The following is a 14,067-nucleotide window of genomic DNA, read 5'->3' on the forward strand; positions in this document are numbered from 1 at the left end:
TCTGGCCCGTCCAATCCGTTATCCCTCTGCACACCCAACCTTTAGCGCCATTTGCCTGTTGGCGAGTACGCAATAAAAACGGGAGGCCAGCGCCTCCCGTTGTTCAGTTCTCACCGCCATCAGAGCGTGAAGCGATAGAAGATATCCACCGCCTGTGCCACCCCGCTCATCGCCTGCAGATAGAGGCGTGGCAGCAGTTCGTAGCGCAGCTTGAACTCGGCGATGGGGCTGAACACCCCGACCCCGTACTGGAACTGCAGGCCCGGCAGCAGATAGGCCGACAGGGTTACCTGGGTGTTGTCGCCACTGCCTGCCGTATCGAGGGAAACATCGCTCATCCCGAGCGACTCGCCAATGCTCGACACCACCCCATTGGCCTGGCTGACCGCCCCCGCCACCAGCAGACCGTTGAAACCGCCATCTTCCCCGGTGGTTTGCAACCCTTTACCGCGCAGCAGGTAGGAGAGCTGTTCCGACTGCGCCATCTGCGGCTCGGAGTAGACATTGATCGCCGGCTTGCTGGCCGGGCCGGTCACCCGCACCCCGACCGTCACTTGCCCCTCGATGGTATCGGGGTCACGGTACGCCTCGATATTGAGGAAGGGGCGATCGAGCGGGCCGGAGAAGAGGATCCGCCCCTCCTTGATGATCAGGTTCTGGCCATAGGCCTTGAAGCGACCATTGGTGAGCACCAGCTGACCATTGCCTGCCAGCGGCTTGCCCGGATCCTGACGAATATTGAGGCCGCCCGAAACATCGGTCTTGAGCCCCATCGCCTCCAGCTTCACATCGTTGCCAAGACGGATCGCCACCTTCATCGCCAGCGGCAGGCTGGCCTGCTTGGGTGGTGGGGGCAGATCGTCATAAACCACGGTGACATCGTCAGAGACGGCGACCGCAGAGTCAGGCAGGCTCTTGACCAGAATGCGTGCCCAGGGGATATCCACCTGACCGGTCACCCGGGTTTCGTCACCCAGTGAGACGGCGATATCGGGGGAGACCTTCACCCGCCCCATCCCCGGATACTGCGCCTCCAGCTCCTTGCCCTGAATGGTGAGGCTGCCGGTCACCGGCATCTTGGCCCAGCTGAGCCAGCCCCCCAGCGCCAGCGGCCCCTTGCCAACCAGCATGGAACCATCCAGCTCGGCCCGGTTGCCTTCAATCTTGAGGCGGGTCACCAGCTTGGTCAGGGTCACCATGTCGGAGTGGGTCTGTACCTCGCCATCGCTCAGATTGAGCTGGCCAAACAGCAGCGGCGCCGCCAGAGTGCCATCAAAACGGGCATTGGCCGAGATAACCCCATGCAGGGAGCGCACTTCGGGAATGAGCGGGGCGAAGGTGTCGAGCTTGAGATCATCAAACTTGAGCTGGCCGCCGAGCAGACCGCGACCGGCAGGCTCCCTGATCAGCAGCTCGGTATCGATATTGCCGATCTGCCTGGAGGCAAAGTCGAGACGAATGGCCGCCTGCTGCCGCTCGAAATCAAGGCCCAGCGCCAGTTGCTGGTAGTCGGTCTTGAGATCATCGGTGACAAAGGTGCCCGGCGTGGTACGCACCACCGCATGGAGGGTCGGCTGGTTGCCGCGCCAGCTGGCCCGGCCATCGGCAGAGAGCACCGCCTGCCAGCTAAAGTTGTCCGGCAACCAGGGACGCAACCGCTTGAGGTCAAACCCGGCCAGTGCAAACTCCAGCGAGCCTTGTGCTGCCGACACCTGGCTTCGTTTCACGCAGAGGCTGGCCCCTTGCGAACCGAGGCAGAGATCCCCCATCGCCACGCGCTGGCGCGGCAGATCCACATCCAGATCCCATGGCGAGGTGAGATCCCAGCGGCGCAGCGGGGTTTTGAGCTTGAGTTCGGAGAGAGCGCCACGCCAGTGCTCCCCGCGCATGCCGCCGGCCAGTTTGAGGTTGGCCGCAACAGGGTCACCCTTCATGGTCAGGGTCAGCTGATGCTGGTTGAAATCACCGTTCAGATTGAGCAGCAGCTGGCTCAGCTTGGTGGCACCCTGGGTCAACTCGGCAACCGAGAGTGTCAGCTCGCCAGCGGGCTTGGCCCCCAGCGCGCCGTTGCCCTTGAGGGTAATGCCGCCGAGATTGGTTCCCGCGTAGTAGAGACGGCCGGCGGTCAAGTCGGCTGCCACTCTGGGGGTCTGCTGGTTACCGCTTACCTTAACCTGCCCTTTGATATCCCCCTTCAGACCGGGATAGATGCCGCCGAGCTGGGGCGCATCGAGTGCAGCATCCAGCTGCCAGCGAGCGGGGGCTATGCTCCCCTTGGCCTGCAGCTGGTTGGGGCCGCTTTGCAGCGAGAGCGTCGGGATCTGCCACTCCATCTTGTCGTTGCCGCTGAGCTCCCCTTTGAGGGCCAGCGGATACTGGTTGAGCTTGCCATCGATCTTGAGCTTGGGCAGGTTGAGCTCCCAGTGACCCGCCTCGCTCATCGCAAACCGGCTCTCCAGCTCTCCCGCCAGAGTCCCCTTGAGCTCGGGCAACAATTCGGCCGGATTGATCCCCTTGAACAGGGTCGTCCCCTGCCACTCGATCCCCTTGTTCCAGGCGAGCTTGCCATCGAGTTTGAGCTCCCCTTTGAGGGCGTTGAGCTGCAAGGCGATCTTGCTGAGCCGATCCAGATCCCCCTTCCCTTCCAGCACAACCTTGAAAGGAGGCACGTCGGTACCCTTGCCGGCGGTATTAAGAGCAAATTGATAGCCGGAAAGCTTGCCCTTGGCGGTCAGGCTCCCTTTATCCAGCCGATAGTTCGGCTCATCTTTGGCGGGCTTGTGCAACGGCCAGCCGAGGCTCTTCCAGTCGAGAGCCAGATCGAAGGGCAGATCCGGGTCGAGCGCGGCCAGAGATCCCTTGAGGTTGGCAGCAACCGGCCCCTTGGCCGCCAGCGTCAGTGCCAGTTTGCCAACCGACCCACCCAGAGTCAGGGTCGCCTGCTCCCCTTGCAGCTCACCATCGAGCAACCCCTTGCGAGCCTTGGCATCCAGCGTCACCGCCAGCGGATAGTCATCCCCCAGCCGGATATTGCCCTTGAGCGCCAGATCCGCCATGGCGTGGCGCAGCGACAGCTCGCGTACCTCGATACGATCGCCGACGGCACTGGCAGAGAGCTGCAACTTGTCGATCCCCTCGACCAGATCACCCTGCTGGTATTTCACCCGGGTCACATTCACCCCTTCAAGCTGAATGGGGAATGGCAGATGGATGGCGGGCAGCACTATGGGTTCTGCCTTCGTAGCCTTGTCGCTGCTAGCTTTCGCTGTCTTGGGCGCCTTATCGCTGTCACCCTTGGCTGCGCTCTTGGCCACCGGGGAACTTGCGGCCTCGCCGCTGGCCTGAGCCGACGCCCTGGCTGAGGTGCTGGCTGAGGTGCTGGCAGGGGCATCAGCAATGGTCACGCTCAGCTTGTCGAGCACCGGCCCGCGCACGATCAACCCCTTGCGATTGAGGGTGGCGCCGATATCGAGTGATCCCAGCGTCACGGCAACACCGGGTACCGCCAGATCGAGGTCAGCCACCTTGAGGCTGTCGACCTGAATTTTGAGGGGAAGCGGATGCCAGACAAAAGGCTCCGACGGCTCTTCCGGGGCAGGCTCCGAGTCAGCCACCTTCACCACCGGATGGGTCACTTCAAGCGATTTGATCCAGAGTTTGCCCTGCAGCAGTTTGCCAAGATCCCAGTCGAGCACGGCGCGATCGACCGTGACATCCACCAGCTCATCCTGCCAACCCGCCCCTTCCAGAGTCCAGCCATAGCCAAGCTGACCCGCCACCAGCTCCCCTTTGAGGGAGGGCAGCGCCGCCCTGGCCTGTTGCCACAACCACTTGTTGCCCTGATGGGTGAATCCCAGCAGGCTGACGCCGATGAGCAGCAGGAAAATCAGCCCCATCAGCCAGAGAAAGATGCGTTTTACCCAGATCATAATTCAGGCCCCAATGCGAAATGCAGCCGCAAGGGCTTGTCCTCTTCCGATACCCCGACCGCCAGATCCAGCCTGACCTGACCGATGGGGGTCACCCAGCGCACACCGACACCGGTACCAATCTTCCACGGCTCGCTGTAGTCGTTGGTGGCGGTACCGCCATCCACAAACAGGGCTCCCAGCCACTTGTCGCTGAAGCGGTAGTTGTACTCCATGCTGGCGACGCTGGTGTAGCGGCCACCGGTCAGCTTGCCGTCCGAGCCGGTCGGCGAGATGGTCTCATAGCCAAAGCCGCGGACCGTCTGATCACCACCGGTAAAGAAACGCAACGATGGCGGCACCAGCGAGAAGCTGTCGCCTATGATGGCCCCCTGCTCGGCACGCATCAGGAATCTGTGGTTATCCCCCAAGGTACGCAGCCACTTGCTGCGCCCCCACACCCGCATAAAACTGATGTCGGAGCCCCAGGTGGGGTCGGAGAACTCCAGCGTCAGCTGCTGGCGATCCCCCCAGTCGGGCACCAGACCACCGCGCACCCGCAGCCGCGACCAGGAGACACCGGGGATCAGCAGCAAGCTGTTCCCCTCGTCGGCGCCCTGGGTATAGATTTCGTTCTCCAGCCGGATAAAGACGTCCCGGTCCCAGCTCTCCGGCCGCCGCGTCCAGCGGTGCACACCGACGGTCGTCAGGTCGGAGCGGGTATCGTTGTTGTCCTTGTACTGGTAACCAGTCTGGATCGAGTAGTAGTCCCGCAGCGGGTTGCCCACCGGGATCTGGTAGTCGAAGCTGAGCTCGGCCTCCGGCTGGGAGACCTTGGCGGTAGCGAAGAGGCGGTGGCCATAGCGGTTGACCCAGGGCTTCTCCCAGGTGGCGCTCATCCGCGGCCCTACGTCGGTGGCGTAGCCGATACCGGTCTCAATCTCGTGATCGACCCGGTTGTCCAGCGTCACCGAGATGGGCACCCGGTAGTTGCTCGCCTCACTCAGCACCGGCTTGATATCGACCTGACGGAACAGCTTGGTGGAGGAGACATCCTGCGACATCTCGGCAAGACGGATGGCGAGATAGGGGTCACCGCTCTTGATGTTGATAAGCGGCCGAATAAGGTGGAGCGCCTCGGGGGTGGCGTCGTAGCGGATCTCGCCAAAGTGGTAGCGGTGGCCCGACTGGAAGAGGATGTAGATCTCCGCCGTCCCCTTGTCCGGGAATACCTTGACCTGACTCTTGCCCAGCTTGGCATCGAAGTAACCGCGGGCCAGCCCGAGGCTGCCCAGATCCGCCTTGATCGACTCATATTTGGCGTGATTGAGGGGATCCCCCTCTTTGAGCGGCAACTGATCGAGCAGGGCGCTGTAGACCTCGTCGCTGCCGGCATCACCCTCCAGCAGAATATCGAGGCGCGAGACGATGACCGGCTCCCCCTTGTCCACCTCGATCAGGACTTTGGAAGGGGTCTTCTTGTCGCGACTCAGGGTAATCTTGGGCTGGTAGTAGCCATACACCTGCAGCGCCTTTTGCACGCTCTCGGTGATTTTGGCGCGAGCCGGGCGGTATTGTCGCTCCTGATAGACGGGCAAGGCGTTGAGGTAGGCTTCAACGTTATCCTTGTTCTCCCCTTTCAACCCCTTGACCTGATAGGTGAGCTTGGCAGCCAGTGCGGGGGTGGCCATCAGCGACAACATAAGGCCCAGCCCGAGCACCAGGAGGCTACGTCGAAGGGCTGAGCCAAAGAGCGAACTCCCTGTCAGCAGGGACGGATTGCATCCTGTCAAAGGTCAATATTCCTGAAAATTGGTTAAGATGGCGGAGCGGCTCACGGCACATCGGAAGCAGAGAAACGGAGCACCCCAGCAAATTGCGAGCCCTATCCTAACATAGGCACCGGCTGGCAACAGTGCGGCATCCGTGGCAAATTCACCATATCTTTGAAGGTGTTGGCTACAAATCATCCGCTCTGGCACACATCGCCGGGTTAAAAAACGCCGACCCCAGCCTTCATCTCACCCCAATGCCGCGCTTACCAGTTCCACATACCCGCTACGTCCGGATTCCCGCCAGCAATCGAACGTAAAACAACATGCGACAGGGTTTGTCGGCAGCCGGGTTCCACGGCGCGCTTTCGCGGCAGAATCTTGTCGAATGGGCGTGCCCCTGAGCACACAACCCATTTCGGTTAAGAAATGCTCGTTCAGGGCAATCGAATTATCCCGCTCCCCTTGTCGCCCCCCCTGCCCCACACTTGAAGTCAGCAATGTAAAGGAGACACATCATGCATGCACGTAGCGAACAGATGGCTGACTATATTGCCGATCGTCTCGAGTTCATTACCTTTCTCGCCTGTTGCAGCGCCCTGCTGGCCCTGCTGACCGGCATGAGTGGCCAGCAGGCGCTGGCCTTTACCGCCCTCAACCTGCCGTTTGGCCTCGGGATCCTGCTGGCCATGGCACTGCTGGCACCGCTGCCCGCTTACTGGCGCCTGCCGGGCATCACCCTGCTGCTGGCAGCCGGCGCCCTGATGACCCTGCAACTGGGCGGCGAGTGGCTCAATCCGCTGGCCATCTGGAGCCTCTACGCCCTGCTCGGGCTGGAGATAATCTGGCAGGCACGGCCCAAAGCTGCACTGGCGGCTGACGGACGCGGCCAATTGAGGTAACCTTGCGCCCCCGTTTGCCAACCCCAATACCCGAGGAGCGCCCGATGAAAAAAGCCTGTGCCCAGCACATTCTGGTCAAGACCGAAAAACAGTGTCTGGAGATCAAGGAGAAGATCGAAAAGGGCGCCGACTTCGGCCAGATGGCCAAGCGCTTCTCCACCTGTGCCTCTGCCAAACGCTGCGGCGATCTGGGGGAGTTCAACAAAGGGGATATGGTCAAGCCCTTTGACGATGCGGTATTCAAGGGCGAGCTGCTCAAGGTACTGGGGCCGGTGCGCACCAAGTTCGGCTTCCACCTTATCAAGGTGCTCTATCGCAACTGATCCATCCCGTCAGCGCGACCCAATCCCCTTCCAGCGAGGCCCGTTTGCAACGGGCCTCGCGCTGTTTTACCGTCTCCCTTGACTCATGGGCCAAAAGCCCCCCGAGCCCATACGAATTTACTAACGTTATCAGGCTATTAAGTTTATTCTTCTCGGCACGTTCCGCACTTCGAGGATGGATCCCGCGCTATGCCCAGCTTATACAGGTGGCCACTGCTGGCCTGGTTGCTCCCTTTGGCAGGGGCTCTTGGCAGCCGCTTTCATCTCTGGCCCTGGTGGCTCGGGTTCACCCTCTGCCTGCTTGGCGCCATCATCTCTCTGGTGTTGCTGGTGCGCCTGCCCTGGTGCCGCAGCCGACACGCCAATGGCTGGGGCGCCGTGCCGCTGCTGTTGCCTCTGGCCTTTGTGGTACAGGCGCTGCGCGTACCGCTGGTCAACGATGTCAGTACGGATCCTTACAACCCGCCCCTGCTGCGCTGGGCCAGCGAGCTCAGAACGGCGCAGGATCTGCCGATTAATCCGGCTCCGTTGAAAGCATTTGAGGGTAAACCCGGTCCTCTCTATACCAAAGCATCCCCGGCCGAGGTGATCACCGAAGCCCACGCCCTGATGGAGCAGCTCGGCTGGCAGGTGCGGCCAAGCCCGGATGGCCTCGATGCGGTGGCCACCACCGGCTGGTTCGGTTTTCAGGATGATGTGGCGCTGCGAGTCTTTGTCGGCCCCAGCGAAACCCGCATCGATATGCGCTCAGCCTCCCGTCAGGGGCAGAGCGACCTGGGCACCAACCGGGCACGGATCGAGGATTTTCTGATCCGCCTCAACGAGCGGCTGGGTCAGGCCTACAAACCCAATTTGAAGCAATAAGAAGGTCAGCAATGCGCGTCGAGGTGAAACCCGACCGGGAATATGCCTGGTTCATCCGCCCCTTTTTCTGGCTGCAACAGCGCAACTACGGTCAGGTGCTCATTCCGGGCAAGTGCTGGGGCCGATCGCCGCGCCTGTTTGCCGCCGTCGCCACCCTCTATGGCGTCATCAACCGCAAGCGCTCCCCCATCGACCCCGTGCTGCGCTCCCTGGTGACGGTGCGAGTCTCCCAGCTCAACTGGTGCCGCTTTTGCGTCGACATCAACGCCATGACCCTCATCAAGCGGGCGGGCTCCAGCGAGAAGGTGGAGGCGCTCGCCAACTGGCGCGAAAGCCCGCTGTTCGACGAGCGGGAGCGGGCCGTGCTCGACTACACCGAGGCGATGACGGGTCTCGATGGGGTCAGCGATGAGCAGGCCGCCCGTCTCAAGCCCTGGTTCGACGACGACGCCATGGTGGAACTGACCGGCCTCATCGCCTTCCAGAACATGTCGGCCAAGTTCAACGCCGCCCTCGATATCGCCCCGCAGGGCTTCTGCCAACTGCCGGTGCAGCCAGAACGTCCGCAACCGGATAGCAAGGACGCCTGATGAGAGGAGCCCGCCTGCTGCTGGTGCTGATGATGGGTTGCCTCATCGGCGCCTTTTTCGCCTTCGACCTTGGTCACTACCTGAGTCTGCCCCAGCTGCAGGCCCGTCAGGCCGAGCTGGCCGCCCTGGTCGACCGCCATTTCATCAGCGCCGCCCTGCTGTTCGTCGCCGTCTATGTGGTGAGCACCGCCCTCTCCCTGCCCGGCGCCAGCCTGCTCACCCTGGCCGGCAGCGCCGTGTTCGGCGTCATCTGGGGGCTGCTGCTGGTCTCCTTTGCCAGCAGCATTGGCGCGACCCTGGCCTTTCTCAGCGCCCGCTTTCTGCTGCGCGACTGGGTCGAGCGGCGCTTTGGCGACAAGCTGGCCAGCTTGCAGGCCGGGATGAAGAAGGAGGGGGCGCTTTACCTGCTGAGCCTGCGCCTCATCCCCATCTTCCCCTTCTTTCTGGTCAACCTGCTGATGGGGCTCACCCCTATCAGAGTCAGCACCTACTACTGGGTGAGCCAGCTTGGCATGCTGCCCGGCACTTTCGTCTACGTGCTGGCAGGCAGCGAGCTTGCCAACCTCACCAGCACCGGCAATATCCTCTCCCCCGGCCTGATGGTGGCACTGACCCTGCTCGGGCTGATGCCGATGCTGCTTAAAGATCTGCAGCGGCGCCTCGCCCTGTATCGACTGCACGCCCCCTACCGCAAACCGACCCGCTATGACTACAACCTGCTGGTGATTGGCGCCGGAGCCGGCGGCCTCGTGACCAGCTATATCGCCGCGGCGGTGAAGGCCAAGGTGGCGCTCATCGAGAAGCACAAGATGGGGGGCGATTGCCTCAACAGCGGCTGCGTCCCCTCCAAGGCGCTGATCCGAAGCGCCCGCTTTGCCGCCGAACAGCGCCGGGCCAGTGAACTGGGCTTTTGCCCAAGCCAGACCTGCGCCGATTTCGCCGCCATGATGGAACGGGTCGCCCGCGTTATCAAGGAGGTCGAGCCCCACGACTCCATCGAGCGCTATCAGGGGCTGGGAGTGGAGTGCATCGAAGGGGAGGCGCGGCTGGTCTCCCCCTGGGAGGTGGAGGTGAACGGCCAACGCCTTGCCAGCCGTCATATCGTTATCGCCACCGGCGCCCGGCCGCTGGTGCCCAGGCTGCCGGGCCTTGAGCAGGTGCCTTGGCTCACCTCCGACACCCTCTGGCAGCTGCGCACTGCGCCGCGCCAGTTGTTGGTGCTGGGCGGCGGCCCCATCGGCTGCGAGCTGGCCCAGAGTTTTGCCCTGCTAGGGGTGCCCGTAACCCTGGTAGAGATCTCGGATCAGCTGCTGCCCCGCGAAGAGCAGGAGGTGGCCGAGCTGCTGGCGGAACAGCTGGCCCGCGACGGCGTGCGGGTGCTCACCGGCTGGCGCGCCGAGCGAGCCGACTATCTGCCTGCGGCTGAGGGAGATCTCCCCATCCGGCTGCAACTGCGTCGGGGCGACGAGATGCAAACCATTGTAGGGGATCAGCTGCTGCTGGCACTGGGTAGGGTCGCCAACGTCAGCGGCTTCGGGCTCGAAGAGCTGGGAGTGGAGCTGACACCGCGCGGCACGGTGGCGGTCGATGGCTTCCTCGCCACCAACTACCCCAGCATTCTGGCGGTGGGGGACGTAGCGGGCCCTTACCAGCTTACCCATGCCGCAGCCCATCAGGGCTGGTACGCCGCGGTCAATGCCCTGTTCAGCCCGTTCAAGCGCTTTCGAGCCGACTATCGGGTCATGCCGGCCGCCATCTACACCACGCCAGAAATCGCCCGGGTCGGCCTCAACCAGAAAGAGGCCAGGGCGCAGGGTATCCCCTTCGAGCTGACCCGCTTCGAGCTTGCCGAGCTGGACAGAGCCATTGCCGATGGCGAGCGTCAGGGCTTTATCGAGGTGCTCACCATACCCGGCAAGGATCAGATCCTGGGTGCCACCATAGTGGGCACTCACGCCGGCGAGCGGATCGCCGAGTTCGTACTCGCCATGCGCCACCGTCTGGGCCTTGGCAAGATCCTCGCCACCATTCACGCCTACCCCACCCTGATGGAGGGGAACAAGTATCTGGCGGGCGAGTGGCGACGGGCCCGTCAGCCCGCCACCCTGCTGGCGCTGCTGACCCGTTATCACCGCTGGCGCCGCGGCGCCAGACCCAACTCCAGGTAACCCGGATGCGACACTCATTGCCCTCGTTCAAACAGCTGTTGTGCGCCCTGCCCCTGCTGGCAGGCAGCCTTCTCTTCACCCAGGCCAACGCCGCCGGCAACCCGCAGTGGCAACAGACCCTTGATGAGGCCAAAGGGCAAACCGTCTACTTCAATGCCTGGGGCGGCAGCCCGGAGATCAACGCCTATCTGGTGTGGGCCGGGCAGGAGCTGGCGCGCGACTATCAGGTCAAGCTGGTGCAGGTGAAGGTGGATGACATCGCCCAGAGCGTCAGCCAGCTGCTGGCCAACAAGCAGGCGGGCAAGCAAACTGGCGGCCCCATCGACCTGCTCTGGGTCAACGGCGAGAACTTCAAGGCGCTCAAGGAGCAGGGGCTGCTCGGTGCCCCCTTTACTCAAGAGCTGCCCAACATGGCGCTGGTAGACATCAGCCTGCCGGTGAGTGAGGACTTCACCATTCCGGTAGAGGGGTTGGAAGCCCCCTGGGGCATCGGCCAGCTCAATCTGATGGTCGACACCGAAGAGGTCACCAGCCCCCCCACCTCGGCTGCTGCCCTGCTGGCGTGGGCCAAGGCCCACCCCGGCCGCTTCACCTATCCCAAGCCGCCCCAGTTTCACGGCTCCAGCTTTCTCAAGCAGATCTTGCTGGAGCTGACGCCAGACCCCGCCCCTCTCTATCGGGAGGCGACCGATGCGGAATTCATCAGGGTCACAGCCCCACTCTGGGCCTGGCTCGATGAGCTGCACCCGGCACTCTGGCGCAAGGGCAAGCTGTTTCCGGCCAGCGCCGCCGAAACCCGCCAGCTGCTCGATGATGGCGAGCTGGCGATGGCCATCAGCTTCAACCCGCAGGAGGCGCAGAGCGCCGCCCAGATTGGTGCCCTGCCCCCCAGCGTCGAGGCGGTCGCCATGGCAAAGGGGTCGCTCACCAACAGCCACTTTCTTGCCATCCCCTTCAACGCCAACGCCCGCGCGGGGGCCAAGGTAGTCGCAAACTTCCTGCTAAGCCCTGCCGCTCAGGCGCGCAAAGCCGACCCGGCGTACTGGGGTGATCCCAGCGTGCTGCGCAGCGATGCCCTGCCGGCCCCCGCCAAGGGACAACCGGCTCTGCGCTTCAAGGCCGTGGCAGAGCCCCACCCCAGCTGGCAGCTCAGGCTCGAAGCCGCCTGGGCCGAGCGCTACGGCCACTGATGAGCCGGTTTGGCTACGCTCCCCTCGGTTGGCGCCCCCTGTTCACCGCAGGGTGTGCTCTGGTTTTTGGTCTTCCATTGCTGGCGGGGGGGTGGCTGCTGCTGGCTGAGGGGCTGACCCGACCCCATCTGCAATTGCTGCTGGCCCAACCGGGCCTGTGGCACTCGGCGCTGCTGAGTCTGTGGATTGGCGCCGCCTCGACCCTGACCAGCCTGCTGCTGACCGCCCTGCTGCTGGCCCACAGCGACAGCCGGGCCTTCGGCTGGCTGCGTCGGTTGCTCTCGCCCTTGCTGGCGCTGCCCCATGTCGCATTTGCCATCGGCTTTGCCTTTCTGCTCGCCCCCTCCGGCTGGTTGCTGCGCCTGCTCTCGCCGACCCTCACCGGATTTGAACTGCCCCCCGACTGGCAGACCCTGCGCGATCCCGCCGGGCTTGGGCTCATTCTCGCCTTGACCCTCAAGGAGACCCCCTTCCTGCTGCTGATGGCACTCGGTGCGCAAGACCCCGCCAGGGTGGCACGCCAGCAATGGCTGGGGGTGAGTCTGGGTTTCAGTGCCCCCCAGATCTGGTGGCGCCTGCTACTGCCGGTACTGTGGCCTGCCTTGCGCCTGCCCCTCTACGCGGTGGCCGCCTACGGGGTGGCGGTAGTGGATCTGGCCCAGCTGCTCGGACCCGATGCCCCCGCCCCGCTGGCCGTTCGCCTGTGGCTCTGGTATCAGGCCCCGGATCTGGTCTGGCGCGGTGCCACTGCCAGCGGCGCCCTGCTGCTGCTCGCCATCACGGCGCTGCTGCTGGCCTTGCTGTGGCTGCTGGAGCTGGTCCATCGAACCCTTGGCAAACCCGGCAGGCTCGATGGCAGGCGAGCAAACCCAAGCGCTCTTGGCCGCACCCTTGCCACGCTTAGCGTGGTGACCCTGTGCGCCATCAATCTGGCGGTTTTGGGGGCGCTGCTGATCTGGTCGCTGGCGCGCCGCTGGCCCTTTCCCGCCCTCTGGCCCAGCCAGTGGAGCGGTCACTACTGGCTGGAACTGCTGCCAACCCTGCTGCCGCTGCTGACCTCCAGCATCCTGCTGGCGCTGGCGAGCGGGGCTATTGCGCTGGCGATGGCGGTGCTGAGTCTGGAGGCACAGGCGCGCCGCCGCCCCTGGCCGCTCTGGCTCATCTGCCTGCCACTGCTGCTGCCGCAGGCCAGCCTGCTGTTCGGCATCCGGCTCGGGGTGGACTGGTTCAGTCTCGGATGGGGGGGCGATGGCATCGGCTGGAGCTGGGTGCTCTGGAGCCAGCTGCTATTTGTCTCTCCCTATGTCTATCTCTGCCTGCACGGCCCCTATCGCCTGTTTGACCCGCGGATCACCCAGAACGCCCTGCTGCTGGGGGCAACCCCGTGGAGAGCCTGGTGGCAAATCAAAGCACCGCTGCTGGCCCGTCCGCTACTGTTTGCCTTTGCGGTGGGGGCTGCGGTGAGCCTGGCCCAATACCTGCCGACCCTGCTGTTTGGCGCGGGCCGGGTCGCCACCATCACAACCGAGGCGGTGGCCATCGGCAGCGGCCTCAACCGGCGGCTGGCGGGCCTCTACGGCCTGCTGCAACTGCTGCTGCCGCTCGTTATCTATCTGCTGGCGCTCTGGTTGCCGGCGCAACTCAATCCGGCGCTCAAGGGGGGCGGCTCACGATGAACAACAACCATGACAACAGCCCCATGCTGAGCACCACACCTCTTCGCCTCTATCTGGAGGAGAGCCTGCTGTTTTCGCTGCCCGCCCTGCAGGTGGCGCCGGGCGAGGTGTTGACCCTGATGGGCCCCAGCGGCTGTGGCAAGAGCTCGCTGCTTGCGGCGCTGGCGGGGGTACTGCCCGCAAGCGGCCCGCTCCGGCTGGAGGGGGATGTGACCCTCGGCGCACGCCGGCTCACCCATTTGCCGCCCCAGACGCGACGCATCGGCATGTTGTTTCAGGATGATCTGCTGTTTGATCACCTGACGGTGGCGGAGAACCTGATGTTCGGCATGCCGGCCAGAGTGAAGGGGCACAGGGCGAGGCGAGAAAAGGCGGTGGCTACGCTGGCGCAGGTGGATCTGACAAGTCAGGCAGACAAGCTGCCGGGGGCGCTCTCAGGCGGCCAGAAGGCCCGCGTCAGCCTGCTGCGAGCCCTGCTGGCCGAACCCGAGGCATTGTTGTTGGACGAACCCTTCTCCCGCCTCGACAAGCCGCTGCGGGCCGCCTTTCGCGAACTGGTGTTCGCCCAGATCAAGGCGCTGGCCATCCCTGCCCTGCTGGTGACCCACGACGAAGAGGACGCGCCGGGCACCATACTTCAGCTCACCGAATCCCGTTTTTGACCGAGGAGTTCA

10 protein-coding genes are annotated in these 14,067 nt (G+C 63.8%); 8 read left to right on the plus strand and 2 right to left on the minus strand.

Features of this window, described 5'->3' with window-relative positions; genetic code table 11:
- Positions 1-119: 119 nt before the first annotated feature.
- Together BS300_RS06985 and BS300_RS06990 are read right to left on the minus strand one after the other, a co-directional pair.
- A complete protein-coding gene (locus BS300_RS06985; protein ID WP_071911733.1) occupies positions 120-3,929 on the minus strand; it encodes a translocation/assembly module TamB domain-containing protein in 3,810 nt (1,269 codons plus the stop codon).
- On the minus strand, positions 3,926-5,701 hold the full coding sequence (locus BS300_RS06990) for an autotransporter assembly complex family protein (RefSeq protein ID WP_071911735.1): 1,776 nt from the start codon (positions 5,699-5,701) through the stop codon (positions 3,926-3,928). The genes BS300_RS06985 and BS300_RS06990 overlap by 4 nt, the downstream gene beginning before the upstream one ends.
- A 497-nt stretch (positions 5,702-6,198) precedes the next feature.
- On the opposite strand from BS300_RS06990, the gene BS300_RS06995 reads away from it, so the two are divergent.
- From BS300_RS06995 to BS300_RS07030, 8 genes are all read left to right on the plus strand, one after another.
- A complete protein-coding gene (locus BS300_RS06995; RefSeq protein ID WP_041208422.1) occupies positions 6,199-6,582 on the plus strand; it encodes a hypothetical protein in 384 nt (127 codons plus the stop codon).
- 44 nt (positions 6,583-6,626) lie between these two features.
- Positions 6,627-6,905, plus strand: coding sequence for a peptidylprolyl isomerase (locus BS300_RS07000; RefSeq protein ID WP_042032429.1), 279 nt, complete (start codon positions 6,627-6,629; stop codon positions 6,903-6,905).
- A gap of 189 nt (positions 6,906-7,094) precedes the next feature.
- Positions 7,095-7,769 (plus strand): DUF1499 domain-containing protein, encoded by a 675-nt coding sequence (locus BS300_RS07005; protein WP_071911737.1) that lies wholly within the window; start codon positions 7,095-7,097, stop codon positions 7,767-7,769.
- 11 nt (positions 7,770-7,780) lie between these two features.
- Complete coding sequence (locus BS300_RS07010; protein ID WP_071911739.1) at positions 7,781-8,359, plus strand: carboxymuconolactone decarboxylase family protein; 579 nt, start codon at positions 7,781-7,783, stop codon at positions 8,357-8,359.
- Positions 8,359-10,527, plus strand: a complete 2,169-nt coding sequence (locus BS300_RS07015) for a bifunctional TVP38/TMEM64 family protein/FAD-dependent oxidoreductase (protein ID WP_071911741.1) — start codon at positions 8,359-8,361, stop codon at positions 10,525-10,527. The genes BS300_RS07010 and BS300_RS07015 overlap by 1 nt, the downstream gene beginning before the upstream one ends.
- Positions 10,528-10,532: 5 nt before the next feature.
- Positions 10,533-11,717: an ABC transporter substrate-binding protein gene (locus tag BS300_RS07020; RefSeq protein ID WP_071911743.1), complete on the plus strand. Its 1,185-nt coding sequence runs from the start codon at positions 10,533-10,535 to the stop codon at positions 11,715-11,717.
- A complete protein-coding gene (locus BS300_RS07025) occupies positions 11,717-13,393 on the plus strand; it encodes an ABC transporter permease (protein ID WP_071911745.1) in 1,677 nt (558 codons plus the stop codon). Before BS300_RS07020 ends, BS300_RS07025 begins: the two co-directional genes overlap by 1 nt.
- A 23-nt stretch (positions 13,394-13,416) precedes the next feature.
- Positions 13,417-14,055, plus strand: a complete 639-nt coding sequence (locus BS300_RS07030; protein WP_071911965.1) for an ATP-binding cassette domain-containing protein — start codon at positions 13,417-13,419, stop codon at positions 14,053-14,055.
- Positions 14,056-14,067: the final 12 nt, after the last annotated feature.

The sequence above is a fragment of the Aeromonas sp. SCS5 genome (assembly GCF_001887375.1).
GTDB lineage: Bacteria > Pseudomonadota > Gammaproteobacteria > Enterobacterales > Aeromonadaceae > Aeromonas > Aeromonas jandaei.

Bases quoted from the DNA above. Each gene is read 5' to 3' on its own strand.
- BS300_RS07030 (WP_071911965.1), top strand. From the start codon at position 13,417: ATGCTGAGCACCACACCTCTTCGCCTCTATCTGGAGGAGAGCCTGCTG.
- BS300_RS07000 (WP_042032429.1), top strand. From the start codon at position 6,627: ATGAAAAAAGCCTGTGCCCAGCACATTCTGGTCAAGACCGAAAAACAG.
- BS300_RS07015 (WP_071911741.1), top strand. From the start codon at position 8,359: ATGAGAGGAGCCCGCCTGCTGCTGGTGCTGATGATGGGTTGCCTCATC.
- BS300_RS06985 (WP_071911733.1), bottom strand. From the start codon at position 3,929: ATGATCTGGGTAAAACGCATCTTTCTCTGGCTGATGGGGCTGATTTTC.
- BS300_RS07005 (WP_071911737.1), top strand. From the start codon at position 7,095: ATGCCCAGCTTATACAGGTGGCCACTGCTGGCCTGGTTGCTCCCTTTG.
- BS300_RS07020 (WP_071911743.1), top strand. From the start codon at position 10,533: ATGCGACACTCATTGCCCTCGTTCAAACAGCTGTTGTGCGCCCTGCCC.
- BS300_RS07010 (WP_071911739.1), top strand. From the start codon at position 7,781: ATGCGCGTCGAGGTGAAACCCGACCGGGAATATGCCTGGTTCATCCGC.
- BS300_RS06995 (WP_041208422.1), top strand. From the start codon at position 6,199: ATGCATGCACGTAGCGAACAGATGGCTGACTATATTGCCGATCGTCTC.
- BS300_RS07025 (WP_071911745.1), top strand. From the start codon at position 11,717: ATGAGCCGGTTTGGCTACGCTCCCCTCGGTTGGCGCCCCCTGTTCACC.